We start from the raw sequence: 19,368 nt of genomic DNA on the forward strand, positions 1-19,368 counted from the left end.
GTGCCGCGCGATTATTCTGGCTGATGACGAGGGCCCATGGCGATTAACAACTTCACGGTTCAAAATCTGTCGAGCGATACTGCGCCACAGAGCTGGCAGCTGCTTGTTGGTGATGTGCATGTGAACGTGCCGGCGCTAGCTAAGGGGACGGCGCAGGATTGCTGCTCGTTTGATACGGACAAGATAAGCAGTTTAACTGTTTGCGTGAATGGCAATGTGACGCAGTTCACCTATAGCGCACCGACTCCAAGCGATCCGGCGGGGCAAAGCGGTGATCAGGACAAAGGTGGCTGGGCGCAAAGCGGCGCTAACCCTTATTATTCGATCACTGCCAATGGCACAAATATCACCATAACCTGTGTGATTTAGAAACAGAGATTAAAATGGGCGCGGAGCATGTGTTGCCCTGCGCCCAATAGCAAGTGCTTTATTGCCTATCAGATATCGGCGGGATCAAGACCGCCCATGCGGCAGACTATTTCCCACTCCTCTGGCTTGACCGGTTGAACCGACAAGCGCATGGAAGTGACGAGGGCCATGTCTGCGAGGCTCTCTTCTGCTTTGACAGCGGCGAGTGTTACTGGCTTTGGCAAATCGTGACGGGCTTTGATATCGACGCATTCCCAGCGGGGATCATCTGTTGTGGAATCGGGGTGCGCGAGGGCGCAGACTTCTACGATGCCAACAACCTCCTTGCCGATGTTTGAGTGATAGAAGAAGCCGCGGTCACCTATTTGCATAGTGCGCATGAAATTGCGCGCCTGATAATTGCGAACGCCGTCCCACTCTTCACCCTGCTCGCCTTTGGCTTTTTGCTGCTCCCAAGACCATTTGTTTGGCTCGGACTTAAATAGCCAGTATTGCACGCTTATTTCTCCGGATTGTTGAAGACCCAATCCCATGGGCGGATTTCGACAGATTCAAACAGGTCAGCCGCCGCGTATGGATCTTCATTTGCCACAAGGAGGGCTTCGTCGCGGTTGGAGGCTTCGACGACGATCAAAGAACCGGTTGCGGTGGTGAGGTTGTCGCAAAGGAACGGGCCAGCAAACTTCAAGCGATCTCCAAGGCTTGCGAGGAACTCGCGGTGGGCCGGACGGTGCTGTAGCCGAACCTCTTCGCTGTGTGGTTTATCCGTACAAATTAGAGCGTAGAGCATTTCATATCCTCCTGTGAGAAGCCCGAAAATTCAAAAATTAACGCAAAACGAACCAGTCGATACTTGATAGGCTATAACAATTGTAAGTTAGTGTGCCTCTCGCTTTAGGGGGCGCGTCATTAAGTCGCTCATTGCGGCGGCAACGTCAAGTCTGCCTTCGATAATAGCAGCTACCGTGCTGGCTATCGGCATGTCAACGCCATGCTGTTTGGCGAGCTTTACGGCGATTGCGGCAGAGTAGGCGCCTTCTGCCAGTTTTTGTCCCGGTGCGACCAGCTCTTGCGGGGTATAGCCTTCTCCCAGTTTGGCTCCAAAAGCGAAATTGCGGGATTGGGTTGAACCACAGGTGAGTACCAGATCTCCGAGGCCGCTGAGGCCGGTGAGCGTTTCTGCTCGGGCGCCCAATGCGCGGCCAAGGCGCGTTAGTTCTGCAAAGCCGCGGGCGGTAAGGGCGGCTTTCGCACTTGCTCCAAGGCCAAACCCCTCAGCAGCGCCGCAAGCAATAGCCAGAACGTTTTTCAAAGCGCCGCCGACCTGAACACCGACCAGATCGTCGGAGGCATAGGGGCGAAAGGCTTCACTTGCCAAGCTTGAGCACAATGCTTCGGCGCGGTTTATTTCCGGCGCAGCTATGGTTACCGCAGTGGGTAGCCCCGCGGCGACATCATGGGCAAAGCTGGGGCCAGACAATACGCATGGAACAGCGTTCGGCAATGTTTCACTGACGATTGTGGAGAGGAGGCGGCCTGTACTCGCTTCGATGCCTTTGGCACAGAGTACAAGAGGAATGTTTGCACCTGTGAACGGACCCAGAAGCCTGCAGAATTCGCTGGTAGTTTGCGCGGGGGTCACCAGTAAAATGGCGGAGGCACCTTGCACCGCTAGCTTAAGATCTGTGGTGGCACTAATGCTTTTATTGAAGGTAATGCCCGGCAGATACTTAGGGTTTTGGCGATGCTGATTAATCGCTGCAACCATTTCATCATCGCGCGCCCAGAGGGAGACAGATCGCCCAGCTGTCGCCGCAGCAACTGCGAGCGCAGTGCCCCAAGCGCCTCCGCCGATGACAGCGATTTTTTCCATGCCTGATGTCACTGGAATTACCTTCTTGGATTACAGTTGTAATTGCTCTAGCAGGCGTGGCAGGGGGGCGTCAAAGCCCGCATAGAATTGCGGCTTGCTTTCCACTAGCTTGTTTAGATCGAGCCATGAGAAGCGGAAAAGAATAGGCGGCCCGCCCGCACTTGGCGTTAATTCATAATGATCAAAGGTTTGTTCGGCGTGCCAATCTGCGGTTTTGTCCTGCAACAGGCGTGCATGATAGAAACGGCGCTTGTGCAGGGCGGGCGCGGCGCCATCCTCATAGATAAAGTCAACATCCATAAGTGGGTGTAAGCCGCCTTCTAGCTTGAAGCCGGTTTCCTCAGTGAATTCGCGGCGAGCGGCCTGTAAATGGCTTTCACCGGGATCAAGCGTGCCGCCGGGTAGTTGGTAGCCAATAGTGCGAGTCTCCGGTTCATTGAAAACCAGTAGGTGATTTTCATGGGTCAAATAGACGTAGGACTTATGAAAAGTATTCATTTGTTCTCTTATTGTTCTGGTAATAGGCTTTTGCTGTGATCCGTTTGATTCCCTGCCTAACATGGCCGGGACCGCGCGACCACTCAACTCGATTGAGGGAGAGAAATATGGATAGTGACGTTCCATCCATTATGTCGCATGTTTCTATTGGTGTAACCGATTTTGAGAGGGCGATAGCTTTTTACGACAAGGTTTTGGCAACTATCGGGGCAAGACGCATTATGGAGCATCCCGGCGCTGTGGCCTATGGGAAGATGTTTCCCGAGTTTTGGGTGCAGATCCCGTGTAACGGGGAAGCGCCAAGCGTTGGCAATGGCACCCACTTTGGCTTTATTGCCCCAAACAATGATGCTGTACATGCGTTTTGGGAGGCCGCGATTGCAGCAGGTGCCAAGCCCGATGGGGAGCCGGGGCCACGGCCGCATTATGGGGAGCCATACTATGGCTGTTTTGTAAGAGATCTTGATGGTCACAAGATCGAGGCAGCTGCTTGGAATGCGCCACCGCCCGAGGCTTAAGACTGCCGTAAAAGCCAGGTGCTTTGCCGCCGTAAAGGGGATTAGACCTTCGCCCCTTTACGGCCGGAGCCAAAGACGCTTTGCGAAAGCTGATCGAGAGGCCAGCGAGGACGCGGCGCGACTTGCATGTCGTCGCCGTTTCCGTTGCCGGAGAGGATGTCCGGGTTCGCTTGCGCTTTTGCCCGTAGGTGTTCGGCGCCGGCCCATGCGATCATTGCGGCGTTGTCTGTGCATAGGCGGTGGGGAGGGGCAACCATAGTTGCGCTATGTGTGAGGGCGACTTCGGTTAAGCGCTCCCGGATGGCGTTGTTGGCCGCGACACCCCCAGCCACTACGATTGTGGGGGCAGTTTGCGGATAGCGTTCTTTAAACAAGCCAAGCGCGCGGTCCGTTCGCTTGCCGATCACATCTGCGATTGCGGCTTGGAAGCTTGCGCAAAGGTCTGCCACTGTTTGATCATTTACTGGCTCTTCCTTTAGAGCAGCGGTGCGTACCGCGGTTTTTAGCCCGGCAAACGACATATCGAGGCCGGGGCGATCAAGCAGCGGGCGGGGAAGCGGAAAGCGGGTGGCATCGCCTTTTTTTGCCGCAGTCTCAACGGACGGACCACCAGGATAAGGAAGGCCCAGCATTTTCGCGGTTTTGTCAAAAGCCTCACCAATGGCATCATCAATGGTGGTGCCAAGGCGTTCATAGCTTCCAAGGCCTTTAACAAGGAGAAACTGGGTGTGACCACCGGAAACAAGCAGAAGCAGGTAGGGAAATGCCGTTTGGTTTGTCAGTCGTGCGGTGAGGGCGTGGCCTTCCAGATGGTTTACAGCGATTAGCGGCTTTTCAAGAGCTTGGGCCATGGCCTTTGCGGTCATCAGGCCAACAATTACGCCGCCGATCAGGCCCGGCCCGGCTGTTGCCGCGATGCCGTCAATCTCTGCTGCACTAACATCTGCTTCTTGCAGTGCTTGCTGAATGACCCCATCAATCAACTGGATATGGGCGCGTGCCGCTATTTCAGGAACAACGCCACCAAAAGCTGCGTGATCTTCAATTTGTGAATGAATGGTATTTGAGAGTATGTGCCCGCAACCGGCTTGATCCACCGCAACGACAGCGGCGGCAGTTTCATCGCAACTGGTTTCAATCCCGAGGACCTTCAGCACAAATGACTCCTTTGGTAATACAGTTATCCGGTTTGCGCATTGATTTTACATGGCAAGCCGGTTAATTGCTCGAAAGATACAAGCCTTTAGCATTGGGAGAGTGGTCGTTGCAAACCTCTTTGATCAAAATCGGTACCCGAGGTAGCGCGCTTGCCCTTGCGCAGGCCAGGGAAACGCGGTCGCGTTTGATGGCGGCGCATAACCTTAATGAAGATGAATTCGAGATTGTGGTTATTAAAACCTCAGGTGACCGCATTCAAGATCGGCCATTGGCGGAAGTGGGCGGCAAAGGCTTGTTTACCAAAGAGATTGAAGAAGCGCTGCTTGATGGCAGTATTGATCTGGCGGTTCACTCTTCCAAGGATATGCCGACCGTTCTGCCTGACGGGCTCGAGATTTCGACATTCTTGCCGCGCGAAGATGCGCGTGATGCGTTTTTGTCGCCAAAGGCCAACGCCCCGCAGGACCTGCCAGAGGGAGCCGTGGTTGGCTCTTCGTCGTTGCGCCGGCAAGCACAGCTCAAACGGTTGCGGCCTGATCTTGAAGTGGTGATGTATCGTGGCAACCTCGATACACGTATCCGTAAAGTCTCCGAGGGTGTTGTTGATGCGACGTTGTTGGCACATGCAGGTTTGCGCCGCTTGAAGCTGGATGAACATGTGACCTCTGTCCTTGACACGGATGTCTTTCTTCCAGCTGTTGGTCAAGGCGCGATCTGTATAGAAAGCCGTGTGGATGATACGCGAATGTTGCAATTGTTGGCGCCGATCCATTGCGCAATGACTGCGGCGCGGTTGACGTTGGAACGTGCATTCCTGTTCGAGATGGATGGCTCTTGCCGCACGCCAATTGCCGGCCTTAGTGAAGTGGACGGCAATACCATCCGTTTCAAGGGTGAGGTTATCAAGCCGGACGGAAGCCAAACACATCGTATCGAGCGTGAGGGGCCGGTTGCTAACGCAAAAGCAATTGGACACGAGGCTGGGAAGGCCCTGAAAGCAATTGCGGGGCCAGACTTCTTGGAGAGCTGATGCAGGTCATCTTGACCAGGTCTGAAGAGGATTCTCGTGCAAGCATGGGTTTGCTTGCACAGCGTGGGTATGAGGTTTTGCTTGCGCCAATGTTGCGGGAAGAGCCAATTGCGGCTCAGGTCGGGACAGCTGCGGATTTCGGTGCTATCGCGTTTACCAGTAAGCGGGCTCCGCGTGCACTGTTGCGCGCCGTTCCGCGCGCCGTTGCCGAAGGCTTGATGGGCTTGCCAGTGTTTGCTGTTGGTGCAAAAACTGCCAGCGCCGTGCGGCGCAGCGGATTTGACAATGTGAGCGTCGCTGCGGGAACCGTTGCGGATCTGGCAGATCTAATTGTAAGTCACCCTTTTGACGGCGGCGTGCTCTATGCAGCCGCAAGAGAACGAAGCGGCGATCTTGCTGGGGATTTAAAAAGCCGGGGCATCAGCTGCGAGCTGCGTGTTGTGTACCATATGCAGCAGGTTTATGAGCTTCCAAAGCTGGTCTTGAAAGAGATAGCTGAGGATCGGGCCGCGGCTGCCTTATTCTATTCTAAAAGAACTGCTGAAGCTTTTGTAGAAGCCTGCACCCTTGAAAACGTGCAGACAGAACTTAAACATATTACAGCGCTGTGTATTTCGACGCAGGTCGCTGACGTGTGTTGCGCGTTTGGGGAAGTACGCATTGCAAAAAGGCCTGATGAACATCACCTCTTGGATTTGTTAGCAACTTGCTCTTAGTGGTGTGTTTGCAAGTTTGCGGTAGTTTCGTGCTTTAAAGGCGATGGCTAGGTTTAGACCCCCTAAACTATGGGTCTGGAGGAGATTAGGATGGCGGAGACACCCTCCAACAAAACGGGATCTAAAAAGGCGAGTGACGCAACTGCCGGCGCGGCGGGAAAGGCGGCTGCGTCAAAACCGCCGGTAATAGAGCTGGAGGCAAAAGAGACTTCCTCCAAGGCCGCAAAAGCGCAGGCTGTAAAAAGCAAGAGCGCACCTGCCGCGTCGCAGGGGCCTGAAAAAGCTTCCAAGCAGAAGGAAGATACCGCGCCTGATACCAGCGGAAGATCTACTGGTTTCTCTGCGGCGGTACCTAAGAGTGAACCAACCACCGACGAGCCGTCAGGTGAGAAGCCAGATACGGCTGCCCTACATGGTGAGCCTGCGCAGGCGAAGAGTTCCGGCGTCTCTGCATGGGTTGCAGGGGGGCTGAGCGGGGGTTTTGTCGGTGCAGTAGCTGCTTTTGCCTTGGTTGCCTCAGGCGTAGTGAATGTTCAAGCTATTTCGGGTGACGAGCGAGCTGTGATGGCTGGTGTGGTTGAGGCCAATCAGATCCGGCTTGAAAAGCTGGAACAGCAGATTGCTGCGCTTGAAACGGCCACTCCGGTTAGCGATGCTGCACAAGATGCCGAGCTTGATGGCCAGAAAGGTGAGTTGGAACAGCGAATCCAGGAAATTGCAAAGGCGTTTGGCAGCCGCATTGATGCGATACGCGTAGATGTGGCGCAGTTGCAGGAGGGACAAGCAAGTGCTGCCCCTCAGGGTGATGCGGCGCCGGTTGCTGATTTGCAGATGCAGTTAAATTCGGTATCTGGGCATGTTGAGCGGTTGCAGTCCGCGTTTGCCGCGTTCGAGGGCACCATTGCGCAGTTGCAAGCAGATAACGCGGCACAAGCAAGTGAATTTGCCGCTCTGCAAGATCAAGCCTCAGCGTCCTTAGATCGTAATCAAGCCGCGCGCGCTTTGGCTGTTAGTTCGCTGCAGCGTGCGGTGGAACAAGGTCGACCATTTGAAACAGAGCTGACCGCTGTGATGGCCGTATTTCCAGAGCATGCGGTCTCGTTGCAAGAGCTTGAGCCTTTTGCCAAGGAGGGCGTGGCAAGCACAGCCTCGCTTATTGGCGGGTTTGATGCGGTCGTGCGCCAGATGAGCCGGGCGCAAATTGCTGAAGAGGCTGCGGAAGAAGGGTTTTGGGGCCGATTGATGGGCAGTGCAGAGCAGCTTGTGTCTGTTCGGCGCATTGACGGCAGCGATATGAGTGACCCGCGTAGGATGCTGGGGGCGATGGAGCAGAAGGTTGCTAAAGGGGATCTCGCCGGTGCGCTAGATCTATACGACGCGCTTCCAGATGAGATGCGGCAAGCAGGGGCCCAGTGGGCTGGTGCTGTTAAGGCACGTGTGCAGGCAGCGGACCTGATGCGGCAGGTGCAAGAGCAATTGATCAGCGCCATGGCCGCGAAATAGAAAAAGCAGAGGAAGCCTAGGGTTATGATTAAAGCGCTTGTTTACCTTGCTTTATTTTTCGCCGTTGCGTGGGCCGGAGCATGGGTGGCTGATCGACCGGGCGTGGTAACTGTCGATTGGCAGGGACTGCGCATGCAGGCAGAGTTGATGCCCGTGTTGGTTGGCCTTGTGGTTGTTGTGGTTCTGGCCGTAATCGCGTGGCAAGTGTTTCGGTTGGTGATGAAGTCACCCAGCTTGACGGCAAAGTACATGCAGCGGCGGCGGCGTGACAAAGGCTTTGACGTGCTTTCGCAGGGCCTGATCGCGCTTGGGGCTGGTAACATACCTCGGGCGAAGAAGATGGGGCTGGAGGCTGACAAGCTGCTGCGCGGGGACGAGCCTGCAGCAAAGCTATTACTCGCGCAGGCCTCGCAGCTTTCTGGCAACAGCGAGGAGAGCCGACGCCGTTTTGAAGCAATGTTGGAGGATCCGCGCACGAAGTCTGTTGGGCTGCACGGGTTGTTTGTCGAGGCGGAGCGGGAACAAGAGCCTGCCGCGGCGGCGCATTTTGCCAAAGAGGCGTTACAACTGGTCCCCGGCCTGAAATGGGCTGGCAAGGCAGTGCTTGGCTATCAGGCGGTCTCGGGAAATTGGGAGGCAGCTCTAGAGACCTTATCAAAGAATCACGCTGCTAAATTGATTGGTAAACCGAGCTATCGGCGCAATCGCGCTGTGCTTTTGTGCGCCCGTGCGCTTGAGCTGGAAGACAAAGAACCTGAGCGGGCGCGGATTTTGGCGGTGGAAGCGCATGGCCTTGCTGTTGATTTGGTGCCAGCGGCACAAGTGGCAGCACGTTTGCTGGTGCTTAAGGGAGATATGCGCAAGGCCTCTAAAGTGCTGGAGGCCACATGGAAGGCTGCCCCGCATCCAGATATCGCCGAGGGGTATCTGAAGGTAAGAGCAGGAGATAGTGCGCAAGATCGCTTGAAGCGGGCTCACCATTTGGATGGGCTGCGTAGCAACACCAGTGAGGGGGCGCTTGCGGTTGCTGTTGCGGCACTTGACGCGCGCAAATTTGATGTTGCGCGCGAACATTTGACGCGCGTGTTGCGTAGTGAGCCAACGCAGCGTGCATTTTTGCTGATGGCGGATCTTGACGAATTGGAAAGCGGGGATCAAGGGCGTGTGCGTGAATGGTTGTCACGGGCGTTAAAAGCACCCCAGGACAAGGTTTGGGTTGCGGATGGGTTTGTTTCCGCTCATTGGGCGCCTGTTTCGCCGCGCACTGGCCGGCTCGATGCCTATCGCTGGCAAGTGCCGGAAGGGACGGGGGGTGAGGCTGCCGTTGTGGAGCATATTGATGAGGATCTATTGCGGCCCCTCGGTGTGATCGAACACGAGGAAGCAACCAAAGCGCAAGATCAAGATGTGCGCGTTGAAAAAATGCCGGTGGCTGAGGTTACGCCAGTCGCACCTGCTGCGGCGGATCAAAGTCTTGATAGATCCGAGCGTGCAAACAAGCGGGAGAATTCAGCGCCTGTGGCAGATGGCCACTTGCTTGACCAAGGGAAAGGCACGGGAGAAACTGTTGAGGCTGTGCCTGTTGCTGAGCCGATAAAAGCCAAGCAAAACGGGCAAGCAGAGGAGCAACTTGTGGAGTTTCCATTGCACCGGGCACCAGATGATCCGGGGGTGGAAAGCGCAGAGAGCGCAAAATCCAAGGACGCGGACTTTCGCTATCTGAGATAGGAATAGGCTGGTGGTGGATGAGTGCGCCGCCAGCGTGAAAGCCCTCTTGCATTCGAATAATAGCTTTTGTATCACATGCAAAAGCGCCAAGGGCGCTGTGCCGCTGTAGCTCAGATGGTAGAGCAACGCATTCGTAATGCGTGGGTCGTAGGTTCAAGTCCTATCAGCGGCACCATTATCTCGATCTGATAAAAGCCCCCCCTCCTCATCACTTGTGCACATCTGGATTATTCCAGCATGAGAATTTGCAGCTTGCCGAATTGCGTTTCAGCGTTAGTCTTGGCAGGAAATGGGCGTGTGCGACAGTATTTGGTTTGCAACTGTGCCTATTTGGTAATATCAAAAACATGATTTAGCCTTACTAGGCTATTGTGCTGTGTACATTTGATTGCCGGGAGATAAGAACGTGAATTTGGCAGAACAGACAGACTACCTGCAAGAGTGGCTTCTTCAGGGAGCGTTGCCGCTGTGGTGGCATGAAGGCGCAATTCGGGGCCGCGGTGGTTATGCAGAAACCATGGCGCTGAATGGTAAAGCATGTCACGTTCCGCTGCGTTCGCGTGTTAATCCGCGGATGGTCTATGTGTTTTGTGAGGGCAATCGTCTAGGCTGGCAAGACGGCTGGAGCGAAGCAGCTCTGCATGGCATGGCTCATTATGATAGTGTTTTTAAGCTGGATGCTGGCTACTACGGCGCGCTGATTGATGTTGATGGCAAGCTAATTGACGAGAGCTTTGATCTTTACAATCAGGCATTTGCGCTGCTGGCCAAGGCAAGCATTGCCGAGCGTTTGCCAGAGAAAAAAGAGGAGGCGCTTGGCGAAGCGCGCGCTCTTTTTGACTATATCTGCAAGAATTACAAGCATCCTGAAATCGGGTTTTACAGCGACAATCCGGCAAAGGTTCCGCTGTGTTCAAATCCGCATATGCATATGTTCGAGGCGTGTCAGGCGTTGGAGCTTGTTGACGCGGATGGGCCTTGGTCTGCTTGTGCTGACGAAATTGTGCAGCTGTGTATGAGCAGGTTTATGCGCGCGGATAATGGTGCTTTGCGTGAGTTTTTCGAGTTGGACTGGCAGGCGCAAGCGGGTGACAAAGGCAGAGAAGTCGAGCCGGGGCACTTGTTTGAGTGGGCGTGGTTGCTGTGTAACTGGGCGGAGCGACACGGCGATGAGGCAGCGGTATCTGCGGCTCGGAAGCTGTATGCCGTAGCCTTGGAAAAGGGTGTTTGCCCACAGCGTGATGTTGTTGTTATGGGTATCTGGGATGACTTGAGCCCGCGTGACCCGTTGGCGCGCCTTTGGGGTCAGACCGAGTGGATCAAATCTACTCTCTCCATGATCCGTCATGCAGAAACTGCGCAGGAACGCGCAACCTATGAGCAAGTGTTGCCGCGTGCTGTGGCAGCGCTGCGCAAGTATCTGGACGCAGCGCCTAAAGGGCTTTGGCTGGATAAGATGCTGGAAGACGGCAGCTTTGTGGAAGAGCCGTCGCCAGCAAGCTCGCTCTATCATATTGTGAGTGCAATTGCAGAGATGCGTAGCTTTGTTGAAGCTGAATTGCCTAAGCTGTAACTAAATGAGTTAAGGGGAGCAATGCTCCCCCTATTTATATTCGTGCGGTGATTGCCTGAGGCTACGCTTTGAAAGTACTTGCGGCCTGTGCACGTACTTGATCGAATGTTTGGTACTTTGTGAGTTCACCATTTTCGAAGGCCAGCTGCAGCAAGTCTTCTCGGCCATCAAGTTCTTCGACACGTACAGAGCTCAAGACGCCAGTTGCAGTGAAGATGGTTGCCTGACGTCCTGGGCGTGAGGCCTTGCCTTGGTGCAGCGATGTTGCCGGAGCTTTAAAGACATCCTGCCACTGTCCATCACGGCAGATGGCCGAGGCTTTCATGGCAAAGCCAAAGGTGTCGCGGTTAACCTTTTGTAATAGCGCGCCGCCCATGCCGAAAGCGATGTTGCCGATGGCCAGTTTGCGCTTTTTCATTTCTTCCATGATGGCGCGAATGGAGCTTGGCGAGACACCGTCCCCTTGAATGACGCGCACTTTATCATGCAAAAGCTTGTAGCCCTTTGATGTTTCATGGAATCCGAAGACAGCGCCGAGCGCCTCAATCACTTGTGGGACGATTTCGACAGGGTTGCCGCTATCCGGGCGAACAACCAGTACGCCATCTCGTTGCAGTACCTTGTCTTTTAGGGCATCGCCCCAGTATTTTTCGATGGCGTGGAACAGGTCGAAACTATCGGATACGCAGGCGACAAGGCCTGTTGGATATTGGTCGAGCATGTTTGCCATTGCGGTGAGCTCGCCAGCCTCGCCGCCCCAGCTTGTCATGGTGCTGTGTTCTGAAGCGGGGATGGAGAAACCTGCCATGTCCGCATCGTAGTAGTTGCGCGCGTAGACGAGGCCGCTCATGCTGTCAGTGCCCATGGAGCCAATAAGGTGCGCCGCGCCGCCGCGCCCAACCGTATCGAACGAGGAAGCGCCGCGTGCGCCGAAGTCATGCAGTTTGAATTCAAAGCCGGTGGTGTCGCCATCTGTTTCGAGCATGGCGCGGCGGATCTCTTGCAGGCAGGTGTAAGAGATGGTTGCCACGGTGCTTGGATACCAGATGCTGCGCAACAGGCGGGTTTCCAAGAAAGTCGGTAGCCAAGGGAATTCTGGATCGGTGTTGGTAATTCGCATCATAGTGGTGCGAATTGGTGTGAATGTGCCCTCTGGCAAGGCGTCAATGCGCACCGGTAGGCGGCCACCGTGCTTATCGACGATCTTGCGCCAGCTTGCAATGTTGGCGGTGAGGCCATGAGCGGTGATAAAGGGCTCTGCTTCATCAATCAGCGCATGGGTAACAACAGGGCCTCGCAGTTTGGCGAGCTCCATTTGCAGACCAAAGAACAGTATGTTGTTGATGCCAGCAGATGGCTTTCGCGCCTCTACATAAGCGCTGACATGTTCCGTGGCTGGGGGATACTGGCGGTGATGCGAGTATTTATAGCTGTCGGTATCGAGTAGGGGGTTATCGAATGTGACGCGCGAATGGTTCATCTGTGTTTCCTGCCAGATCGGCACCTCTAGCTAGGTGCAGCGATGCCTCGCAAAATAGCAGGCTTTGTGTGGATGTCAGTACAGAACGGTGCGCGAGAGGCAAGTTTCGCGCGGTGTGGTGGATAACCTCCAGTTGAGTATAAGGGGATGCGCCGCGTTGGTTTCTGATGTGGGGCCTGTGTGAGGCCCCACTTTGCTCAAGCAAAGTTGCATGAGTATATATTGTGGCGGCCAAGGTTGGTTGCCAAACGTTCGCCGCATAAAGCCATGGTGATGTCGAGCTCATTGCGGATTATCTCAAGCGCATCGGTGACGCCTTGCTTGCCGCCAGCGCCCAAGCCATACAAAAACGGGCGGCCGATATAGGTGCCCTTTGCGCCTAGGCACAGCGCTTTGAGCACATCTTGGCCACTGCGAATACCGCCATCCATATGGATCTCGACTTGGTCCCCCACAGCATCGACAATGTCTCCCAAAACTTCGATGGATGATGGCGCGCCATCCAGCTGCCTACCGCCATGGTTGGAAACAATGATGGCATCTGCACCGGAGCGCGCGGCCATGAGCGCATCTTCCCTATCGAGAATACCCTTTAGGATTATTGGGCCGCCCCACATTTCTTTGATTTCCTCGACAGCGCTCCAATCCAGTTTGGGATCGAACTGCTCTGCCGTCCATGAGGAAAGTGAGGACAGGTCTGAAACACCCTTGGCGTGCCCAACAATGTTGCCAAAGCTATGATTGCGGGTTTGTAGCATTTGCAGGCACCAGAGAGGGCGTGTTGCCATCTGCCCAATATGCTTTGGTGTGAACTTGGGCGGTGCGGAAAGCCCATTGCGCAAGTCTTTATGGCGCTGGCCCAGTATTTGCAAATCCAGCGTGATGACGAGGGCAGAGCAGCCAGCGGCTTTGGCGCGTTCGATCAACGCTTGCAAGAATGCTTTGTCTTGCATGACATAGAGTTGAAACCAGAATGGCTTGGTTGTTTTCTCCGCTACTGCCTCGATTGAACAGATGCTCATGGTCGAGAGTGTGAAGGGGACGCCGAATTCTTCCGCAGCTTGAGCAGCAAGGATTTCACCATCCGCATGTTGCATGCCCGTTAGGCCTGTTGGTGCGAGCGCCACAGGCATGGAAACCTGTTGACCTGCCATGGTGGTTGCCAACGAGCGACCTGTCATATCTACGGCGATGCGCTGGCGCAACTTTATCTTCTGAAAATCAGTTTCGTTAGCGGCGTAGGTGGACTGGGTCCAAGAGCCGGAATCGGCGTAGTCGAAAAACATCTTTGGCACGCGGCGGCGCGCCTTTTCTTTTAGGTCATTGATCTCCAAAGCTGGTGACATGGCCTACCTCCCAATTATACTTCTCCCGAGAATTAGATGGTCAAAGCAAAGGCAAGGTGTCAACGTTTATGGGTAGTTTGGATATCTGATATACTTTAATTTCACTCGGTTATATTAAGGTATATCAATGTATAGAGAGATGTTTATACTTAAGTATAATGAAAAATGGTGACCCCGAGTGGATTCGAACCACTGACCTGCCGCTTAGGAGGCGGCTGCTCTATCCAGCTGAGCTACGGGGCCTTATGCTCGTTCATTTGCGAGATACCACGGATTGCAAATTAAGGCGAGAGAGGTCGTTACTCATCCCCAAAAGTTGAGGGTGGAGATTGTCATGCTCGTGGTTTTGTTTGGCCGAGCTCTCGGGTTGTGTGCCATTGTGTGACTTGGCATCCTCTGTTTATGATGCTTGCGCGATTATTTTCTTTGGTTTTGGTTGGCGTTGCTGCGGTGAACACGTGTGCAGTGGCGAGGCCGGTCGTGCTTGCCGACTTGTTGTTCCCAAAAGCCAGTCGAGAAGATGTGCAAGAGCGATTGCTGGCTCGGGCAGAGCGGCTAGAAATCATAGTAGGCGCAAAGAAAGATCGCTGGGGGCGTGAACCAGTGCTGGCTTATGATGCGAACGGGCGACTTCTACAGGAAATCGCAGTTGAACAGGGCTTGGCCTACTTTTGGCCGCGTTTACTCTCCAATAATCTTTCTTCTAGGATGTTAAATCTTGAAGCTTTGGCAAGAGCAAAACAATTGGGTGTTTGGCGAAACACCAAAATAATTCATTGGCGTGACAAGAAACTAGCCGGCTTGGCAGGCGAGTGGGTTGTTCTAAAGGGGCGTGTCGTTTCAATTGGCAAAACGCGCTCGACCATTTATTTGAATTTCGGTGGGAACTGGTCAGAAGATCTTACTGCCACCTTTAAAAAAAGTGTTATGAAGGAGTTTGAGGATGCGTTTGGTTCGCTAGACGCTTTAAAGGGAAAAAACGTGGAAGTTCGTGGAGTGCTGCAGTTTAAGGGCGGGCCATGGTTGCAACTGGCTCATCCTAGCGAGTTGCGCGTACTTCCCGCTGTTCTTAAAGATTGAATGAGTTTTAGGGATTGGCATAGATTGTTGAGCAAAATACGACGCATTGCTCCGGCGCTGCTTATTCTGCTTGGGCTCAGTGCTTGCCAGATTTTTGGATTGAGCATCGGTGATAAGCCGAAGCCGGGCACTTTGCGCCCCGGCGTGGCCGCCGATATTGGCGCGCGCGAGCACCCTCGCGTGGTAGCGACTTATGGCGGCGTTTATGAAGATGCTGGAACCGAACGGGCGATTGCAAAAGTTGTCGGCAAGCTTGTTTCTGTTTCTGATGATCCCGAAACTCAGTATCGCATTACGATTTTAAATAGCCCTGCGGTGAATGCGTTCGCGCTTCCTGGTGGGTATCTTTATGTAACTCGAGGGTTGTTGGCGCTGGCGAATGACACCTCTGAGCTTGCAGCGGTGCTCGCACACGAAATGGCTCATGTGACCGCAAATCATGCGATGAAGCGCAAGCGGCGAGCTGACGAGGCCGAGCTTGTTGGGCAAGTTATGACAAGCGTTGGCCGGGATCAGGCAAGTATTGATGCGGCCATAAAAGAGACGCAATTGGACTTTGCACGCTTTTCTCAAAGCCAAGAGCTGCAAGCCGATGATATTGGCGTAAGAACGCTTGCTGCGGCGGGCTATGATCCCTACGCTGCTGCGCGTTTTTTGCAAACCATGGGCGCGTTCGCCCGCTATCAAAGCCTCGGCGGGAATGGGGGTGGTGCACCTGACTTTCTTGCATCTCACCCCAATACCCCGGCGCGGGTAAAGCGGGCCATTCTAAGTGCTCGGCAGATTGGTGCACCCGGGATTGGGGTGCGTGATCGCGATGCATATCTGGATGATATTGACGGCATCCTTTATGGTGACGACCCGCTTGAGGGGTATATCCGCGGGAGAAGTTTTCTGCACAAGGCACTGGGAATAGCCTTTGAAGTGCCCGATGGATTTATTCCCGAGAACTCGCCTGATGCGGTGCTGGCCAGCAATGGCAGCGGAACGGCAATGCGTTTCGACGGTGCGGATCTGACTGGCTTTCAAAAGCTTGAGGGGTATATGCGCAGCGGATGGATTAACGGCCTTATTGACAACAGCGTGCGCCCAACGACAATCAATGGTTTGCCCGCAATGATAGGTTCGGCTGTTACTGGAGGTTGGTCGTTCCGCATTGGTGTTATTCGCATCGGTCAAACCGGATATCGGTTTATCTTTGCCAGCCGTACGCCGAATAATAATTTTACACGCGACTTTGAGCGCACGCTCTCCAGCTTTCGGCAGTTAACTCCGACCGAGCAGGCGCGTCTGCAACCACTTCGGGTCAAGATATTGGAGGCAAGAGAGGGTGATACGGCCAAGCGCCTTGCCGTTAACATGAGCGGCGTTGAGGTTAAGCGCCGTTTGGCTTTGTTTAACATCCTAAACCAAAGCAAGTCGTCAACGCGTTACGAGGCTGGTGATCGCGTGAAAATCGTCGTTGACTAGAGGCAAGGTCCCTTTCTAATGGTTAGCATTACTTGCTTCTTCGCTAGGATGAGCTGCTGCGCCTCCTCAACATTGCCTTTCAGTTTTTCTAGCGCTTTGCTTTCGATTTGGCGAACGCGCTCCTTTGAGATGCCTAGCGTAACCCCCAGTTCTTTGAGGGTTGGCGGGGTCTGATCTGATAGATGCCGTTCGGCGATGATCCTGCGCTCGCGGCCGTCAAGCTTTTGCATTGCAAAGCTAAGCAGGCGACGCTGGCGTTCTTTATCGAGGCGCTCGCTTACAACTTCATCGGGCGTTTGCTCCGCGCTCACGAGACGTTCGATAAGCTCGGTTTGGTTACCGTCTTCTGTAAGGGGTGTGTTGAGCGATTGATCGGGAGCGGACAAGCGAGCGGCCATGGATATTACCTCGGCAGGTTTGCGTCCAGAACGCGATGCCAATTTTTCAAGTAGTTCGCTTTCGCTTAGTTCAGGGTGAGACTTAGCAAGTTCCGCACGTTGCTTGCGAAGGCTGAAGAACAGCGTCTTTTGCGAGGAGGACGTGCCACCGCGAACAATTGACCAATTGCGCAGCACATAGTCTTGTATCGCTGCTTTAATCCACCAGCTGGCGTAGGTTGAGAAGCGCACTTCCCGCTCTGGGTCGAAGCGGGCGGCGGCTTCCATCAAGCCAATGTGACCCTCCTGAATGATGTCACTTATGGAGAGCCCGTAGTTAGAAAAGCGGAGAGATTGCGCAATCACCATGCGGATGTGTGCGGTTGCTAGGCGCGAAAGCGCTGCTTGATCACGTTCTTCGCGCCATTTGCGCGCTAACTCTGTTTCCTCTTTTGCTTCAAGATAGGGCGCATTTCTTGCGTGCTTTACCAAGAGACTGCTGGTATGAGAGTAACTAGCCTTGCGCATTTCACTTACTCCAGTGCATTGATTTTGTAAGTAGATACGCGCAGTGCTCTCGGTTGGATCAGTTTATATGCAAAAACCCGACAACAGGGTTGTCGGGTTTTAGAAATGCGGTAGGGATGTACGGTTTAAGCTGCAGCTTCTTCCTGACCATCGGAACTAGCAGCTTTTGCGATCCGAGAAGGGGCCTTTGCAAGGATGCCTTCGATCTGGCGAACCGCTTCCGTGTCTGGCGTTTTTTGCACTGCTGCGATTTCGCGAGCCATACGATCTAACGCGGCTTCATAAAGCTGGCGCTCAGAGTAGGACTGTTCTGGTTGATTTTCAGAACGGAAGAGATCGCGAACAACTTCTGCAATTGCAATCAAATCGCCAGAGTTGATCTTGCCTTCATATTCTTGCGCGCGACGGCTCCACATGGTGCGCTTTACACGCGGCTTTCCGGTAATGACTTCAAGAGATTTCTTAACAGTCGCTGCGTCGGACAGTTTGCGCATGCCCACAGAGGCGATTTTCGCAACTGGTACGCGGAGTGTCATTTTTTCTTGTTCAAATTCAATAACTAGAAGCTCGAGCGCGAAGCCGGCTACGGTTTGTTCTTCGATTGCCGTAATGTAACCAACGCCGTGTGACGGATAGATGATGTGTTCACCTGTCTTGAAACCCTGACGCTGCGCGGTTTTCTTTGCGGGTGTGGCCATACGCGTTACTTCTCCTGCGCAGTTTCCGGCAGATGCCGGAGGCAAAGCGGTGGGTCACCGATCTGCCTTGCTTAAAGACACAAACAACCTCCGTTCAAACGTGAGCGGAGGTGTGTCGATGAAAATTCCAGTGTGTCGATGGTGCGAGCTGGTTTGCTGAGCGAAAATCAGACTACAGCGGCTATCTAGCCGCAGCTGATAAATCTCCGATTTCTGGGGAGAACACCTGCAAGTGCCAAACGACTATTTTTACAGTATAGCAGATTATCCACGGAAATCCAACCGTCTTGTTGCAAAGCTGCAAAGACGGGCCTTCCGTGTGGCAAGTCCGGCGTGGTGTGGCCAGCGATACGAGGCGCGAAGAGCCGCGCCCTTTTCTTTATTACCCGAGAAATCTTGGGTTCAGCAAGCGCTTTTTTGCAAAAATCAGCGCGGGGCAAGGTCACACCGGATTGTGGCTGTTATTAGTCACCTTGACCAGGTTCTTTCGAGAAGTACTTCTCGAGCTTGTCCTTAACGCCGTCAAATTCAGCAGCTTCAGGAAGGGGATCTCGCTTCACTGTAATGTTTGGCCATTTCTCGGAATACTCAGCGTTTAGCTCAATCCAGCTCTCTAGACCGGGCTCTGTATCAGGGAGAATCGCATCTGCTGGGCACTCTGGCTCACAAACACCGCAGTCGATACACTCATCCGGGTTGATGACGAGGAAGTTTTCACCCTCGTAAAAACAATCAACCGGGCAGACTTCAACACAGTCTGTGTACTTACACTTGATACAGTTGTCAGTTACGACGTAAGTCATCGTAATCCTCTTTATAAACTTGGCGATTTTACCCGACAGGTGCAGCGCTGCTTATTGTCTCTACGCCGCTTTGAATATGGGTTTATTGCTTTTGTGGCTGCGGCGCAAGGAGCATACGTTTCTTTGACTAGCTGAAAACAGATGTGTGTTTTCAAAAAGTGGGAAACTATCGGCAGTTCTTTGCTTGAGCCCGAGTTTTGCCAGTTTGAGCGCTGAATTGGCGGTGTTAAAGCAGTCCGTCTTGGCGCTTAAGCTGTTGCAGTTGGCGCCTGTCCCGCTTGGTCGGACGGCCTGCGCCATGGTCCCGCTCCGCCACTTTTGCTGGTGCTTTTAGATCTGGCGGTGGTGTCAGGTCTTCGTAGAGCGTTTGCGCTTCTGGAGCTGGCCCGCGGCGGGTGCCCGGAAGCAAGACTTTGACAATCTTCTGCCGCCCCTCTCGCGTGATTACCAGAACATCGCCGGGTTTCACCTGCTGGCTGGCTGCGCTGACTTTGTCTTTGTTGAGGCGGATGTGTCCGGACACTGCCAGCTTTTGTGCCAGTGTCCGGGATTTGGTAATGCGGGCATACCACAACCATTTGTCAATGCGCTGGGTTTGGCTTGCCTGCATTTGCATATGA

General features: G+C 53.9%; 20 protein-coding genes and 2 tRNA genes. 10 read left to right on the forward strand and 12 right to left on the reverse strand.

Annotated elements, in window-relative coordinates; genetic code table 11:
* The first annotated feature begins 36 nt into the window (after positions 1-36).
* Positions 37-369 carry a hypothetical protein gene (locus AYK82_RS06675; RefSeq protein ID WP_068313058.1) on the forward strand — a complete coding sequence of 111 codons (333 nt, stop codon included), beginning with the start codon at positions 37-39 and terminating at the stop codon, positions 367-369.
* Between the two features lie 68 nt (positions 370-437).
* Here the strand turns inward: AYK82_RS06675 and AYK82_RS06680 are convergent, their stop codons facing one another.
* The 4 genes from AYK82_RS06680 to AYK82_RS06695 all read right to left on the reverse strand — a co-directional run bounded on the left by AYK82_RS06680 (position 438) and on the right by AYK82_RS06695 (position 2,740).
* Entirely contained in the window at positions 438-866 is a 429-nt protein-coding gene (locus AYK82_RS06680; RefSeq protein WP_068313061.1) for an EVE domain-containing protein, read from the reverse strand.
* Between the two features lie 2 nt (positions 867-868).
* Positions 869-1,159, reverse strand: coding sequence for a YciI family protein (locus AYK82_RS06685; protein WP_068313064.1), 291 nt, complete (start codon positions 1,157-1,159; stop codon positions 869-871).
* A gap of 87 nt (positions 1,160-1,246) precedes the next feature.
* Positions 1,247-2,242 carry an NAD(P)H-dependent glycerol-3-phosphate dehydrogenase gene (locus AYK82_RS06690; protein WP_172795199.1) on the reverse strand — a complete coding sequence of 332 codons (996 nt, stop codon included), beginning with the start codon at positions 2,240-2,242 and terminating at the stop codon, positions 1,247-1,249.
* Between the two features lie 30 nt (positions 2,243-2,272).
* Complete coding sequence (locus tag AYK82_RS06695) at positions 2,273-2,740, reverse strand: NUDIX domain-containing protein (protein WP_208976418.1); 468 nt, start codon at positions 2,738-2,740, stop codon at positions 2,273-2,275.
* A gap of 107 nt (positions 2,741-2,847) precedes the next feature.
* Between AYK82_RS06695 and AYK82_RS06700 the strand changes: the two genes are divergently transcribed.
* Positions 2,848-3,258 (forward strand): VOC family protein, encoded by a 411-nt coding sequence (locus AYK82_RS06700; RefSeq protein WP_068313070.1) that lies wholly within the window; start codon positions 2,848-2,850, stop codon positions 3,256-3,258.
* Positions 3,259-3,299: 41 nt separating this feature from the next.
* On the opposite strand, the gene tsaD is transcribed toward AYK82_RS06700, so the two are convergent.
* Positions 3,300-4,415 carry a tRNA (adenosine(37)-N6)-threonylcarbamoyltransferase complex transferase subunit TsaD gene (gene tsaD, locus AYK82_RS06705; protein ID WP_068313073.1) on the reverse strand — a complete coding sequence of 372 codons (1,116 nt, stop codon included), beginning with the start codon at positions 4,413-4,415 and terminating at the stop codon, positions 3,300-3,302.
* A gap of 107 nt (positions 4,416-4,522) precedes the next feature.
* On the opposite strand from tsaD, the gene hemC reads away from it, so the two are divergent.
* From hemC to AYK82_RS06735, 6 genes are all read left to right on the forward strand, one after another.
* Positions 4,523-5,446: a hydroxymethylbilane synthase gene (gene hemC / locus AYK82_RS06710; RefSeq protein WP_068313075.1), complete on the forward strand. Its 924-nt coding sequence runs from the start codon at positions 4,523-4,525 to the stop codon at positions 5,444-5,446.
* Entirely contained in the window at positions 5,446-6,162 is a 717-nt protein-coding gene (locus tag AYK82_RS06715; RefSeq protein WP_068313080.1) for a uroporphyrinogen-III synthase, read from the forward strand. The genes hemC and AYK82_RS06715 overlap by 1 nt, the downstream gene beginning before the upstream one ends.
* A 90-nt stretch (positions 6,163-6,252) precedes the next feature.
* Positions 6,253-7,665 carry a hypothetical protein gene (locus AYK82_RS06720; protein WP_068313083.1) on the forward strand — a complete coding sequence of 471 codons (1,413 nt, stop codon included), beginning with the start codon at positions 6,253-6,255 and terminating at the stop codon, positions 7,663-7,665.
* A gap of 24 nt (positions 7,666-7,689) precedes the next feature.
* A complete protein-coding gene (locus AYK82_RS06725; RefSeq protein WP_068313086.1) occupies positions 7,690-9,393 on the forward strand; it encodes a heme biosynthesis protein HemY in 1,704 nt (567 codons plus the stop codon).
* A gap of 99 nt (positions 9,394-9,492) precedes the next feature.
* Positions 9,493-9,568, forward strand: a tRNA-Thr gene (locus AYK82_RS06730).
* 231 nt (positions 9,569-9,799) lie between these two features.
* Entirely contained in the window at positions 9,800-10,966 is a 1,167-nt protein-coding gene (locus tag AYK82_RS06735) for an AGE family epimerase/isomerase (RefSeq protein WP_082733793.1), read from the forward strand.
* A gap of 61 nt (positions 10,967-11,027) precedes the next feature.
* Here AYK82_RS06735 and AYK82_RS06740 read toward each other — a convergent pair whose 3' ends face one another.
* From AYK82_RS06740 to AYK82_RS06750, 3 genes are all read right to left on the reverse strand, one after another.
* Complete coding sequence (locus tag AYK82_RS06740) at positions 11,028-12,446, reverse strand: nicotinate phosphoribosyltransferase (RefSeq protein WP_068313092.1); 1,419 nt, start codon at positions 12,444-12,446, stop codon at positions 11,028-11,030.
* A gap of 197 nt (positions 12,447-12,643) precedes the next feature.
* Entirely contained in the window at positions 12,644-13,792 is a 1,149-nt protein-coding gene (locus tag AYK82_RS06745; protein WP_068313093.1) for an alpha-hydroxy acid oxidase, read from the reverse strand.
* Between the two features lie 166 nt (positions 13,793-13,958).
* Positions 13,959-14,035 (reverse strand) — tRNA-Arg (locus tag AYK82_RS06750).
* A gap of 207 nt (positions 14,036-14,242) precedes the next feature.
* Between AYK82_RS06750 and AYK82_RS06755 the strand changes: the two genes are divergently transcribed.
* Together AYK82_RS06755 and AYK82_RS06760 are read left to right on the forward strand one after the other, a co-directional pair.
* Entirely contained in the window at positions 14,243-14,872 is a 630-nt protein-coding gene (locus AYK82_RS06755) for a thermonuclease family protein (RefSeq protein WP_172795200.1), read from the forward strand.
* Positions 14,873-14,899: 27 nt separating this feature from the next.
* Positions 14,900-16,342, forward strand: a complete 1,443-nt coding sequence (locus AYK82_RS06760) for a M48 family metalloprotease (RefSeq protein ID WP_208976419.1) — start codon at positions 14,900-14,902, stop codon at positions 16,340-16,342.
* On the opposite strand, the gene AYK82_RS06765 is transcribed toward AYK82_RS06760, so the two are convergent.
* The 4 genes from AYK82_RS06765 to AYK82_RS06780 form a co-directional block, all read right to left on the reverse strand.
* Positions 16,339-17,247 (reverse strand): RNA polymerase factor sigma-32, encoded by a 909-nt coding sequence (locus AYK82_RS06765; RefSeq protein ID WP_068313109.1) that lies wholly within the window; start codon positions 17,245-17,247, stop codon positions 16,339-16,341. The genes AYK82_RS06760 and AYK82_RS06765 overlap by 4 nt on opposite strands.
* 125 nt (positions 17,248-17,372) lie before the next feature.
* A complete protein-coding gene (locus AYK82_RS06770) occupies positions 17,373-17,945 on the reverse strand; it encodes a CarD family transcriptional regulator (RefSeq protein ID WP_068313112.1) in 573 nt (190 codons plus the stop codon).
* A 464-nt stretch (positions 17,946-18,409) separates the two neighbouring features.
* The gene (fdxA, locus tag AYK82_RS06775) at positions 18,410-18,748 is read right to left on the reverse strand and encodes a ferredoxin FdxA (RefSeq protein WP_068313115.1); all 339 of its coding nucleotides are present in this window, start codon (positions 18,746-18,748) and stop codon (positions 18,410-18,412) included.
* 226 nt (positions 18,749-18,974) lie between these two features.
* Positions 18,975-19,364, reverse strand: coding sequence for an RNA-binding S4 domain-containing protein (locus tag AYK82_RS06780; RefSeq protein WP_156453284.1), 390 nt, complete (start codon positions 19,362-19,364; stop codon positions 18,975-18,977).
* Between the last annotated feature and the right edge of the window lie 4 nt (positions 19,365-19,368).

The sequence above is a fragment of the Polycladidibacter hongkongensis genome (assembly GCF_001561995.1).
Classification (GTDB): Bacteria; Pseudomonadota; Alphaproteobacteria; order Rhizobiales; family Stappiaceae; genus Pseudovibrio; species Pseudovibrio hongkongensis.

Coding starts and splice junctions, on each gene's coding strand:
- AYK82_RS06695 (WP_208976418.1), bottom strand. CDS start 2,740: ATGAATACTTTTCATAAGTCCTACGTCTATTTGACCCATGAAAATCAC.
- AYK82_RS06700 (WP_068313070.1), top strand. CDS start 2,848: ATGGATAGTGACGTTCCATCCATTATGTCGCATGTTTCTATTGGTGTA.
- AYK82_RS06720 (WP_068313083.1), top strand. CDS start 6,253: ATGGCGGAGACACCCTCCAACAAAACGGGATCTAAAAAGGCGAGTGAC.
- AYK82_RS06740 (WP_068313092.1), bottom strand. CDS start 12,446: ATGAACCATTCGCGCGTCACATTCGATAACCCCCTACTCGATACCGAC.
- AYK82_RS06715 (WP_068313080.1), top strand. CDS start 5,446: ATGCAGGTCATCTTGACCAGGTCTGAAGAGGATTCTCGTGCAAGCATG.
- AYK82_RS06770 (WP_068313112.1), bottom strand. CDS start 17,945: ATGGCCACACCCGCAAAGAAAACCGCGCAGCGTCAGGGTTTCAAGACA.
- AYK82_RS06725 (WP_068313086.1), top strand. CDS start 7,690: ATGATTAAAGCGCTTGTTTACCTTGCTTTATTTTTCGCCGTTGCGTGG.
- AYK82_RS06780 (WP_156453284.1), bottom strand. CDS start 19,364: ATGCAAATGCAGGCAAGCCAAACCCAGCGCATTGACAAATGGTTGTGG.
- AYK82_RS06690 (WP_172795199.1), bottom strand. CDS start 2,242: ATGGAAAAAATCGCTGTCATCGGCGGAGGCGCTTGGGGCACTGCGCTC.
- AYK82_RS06745 (WP_068313093.1), bottom strand. CDS start 13,792: ATGTCACCAGCTTTGGAGATCAATGACCTAAAAGAAAAGGCGCGCCGC.
- AYK82_RS06675 (WP_068313058.1), top strand. CDS start 37: ATGGCGATTAACAACTTCACGGTTCAAAATCTGTCGAGCGATACTGCG.
- AYK82_RS06685 (WP_068313064.1), bottom strand. CDS start 1,159: ATGCTCTACGCTCTAATTTGTACGGATAAACCACACAGCGAAGAGGTT.
- AYK82_RS06765 (WP_068313109.1), bottom strand. CDS start 17,247: ATGCGCAAGGCTAGTTACTCTCATACCAGCAGTCTCTTGGTAAAGCAC.
- fdxA (WP_068313115.1), bottom strand. CDS start 18,748: ATGACTTACGTCGTAACTGACAACTGTATCAAGTGTAAGTACACAGAC.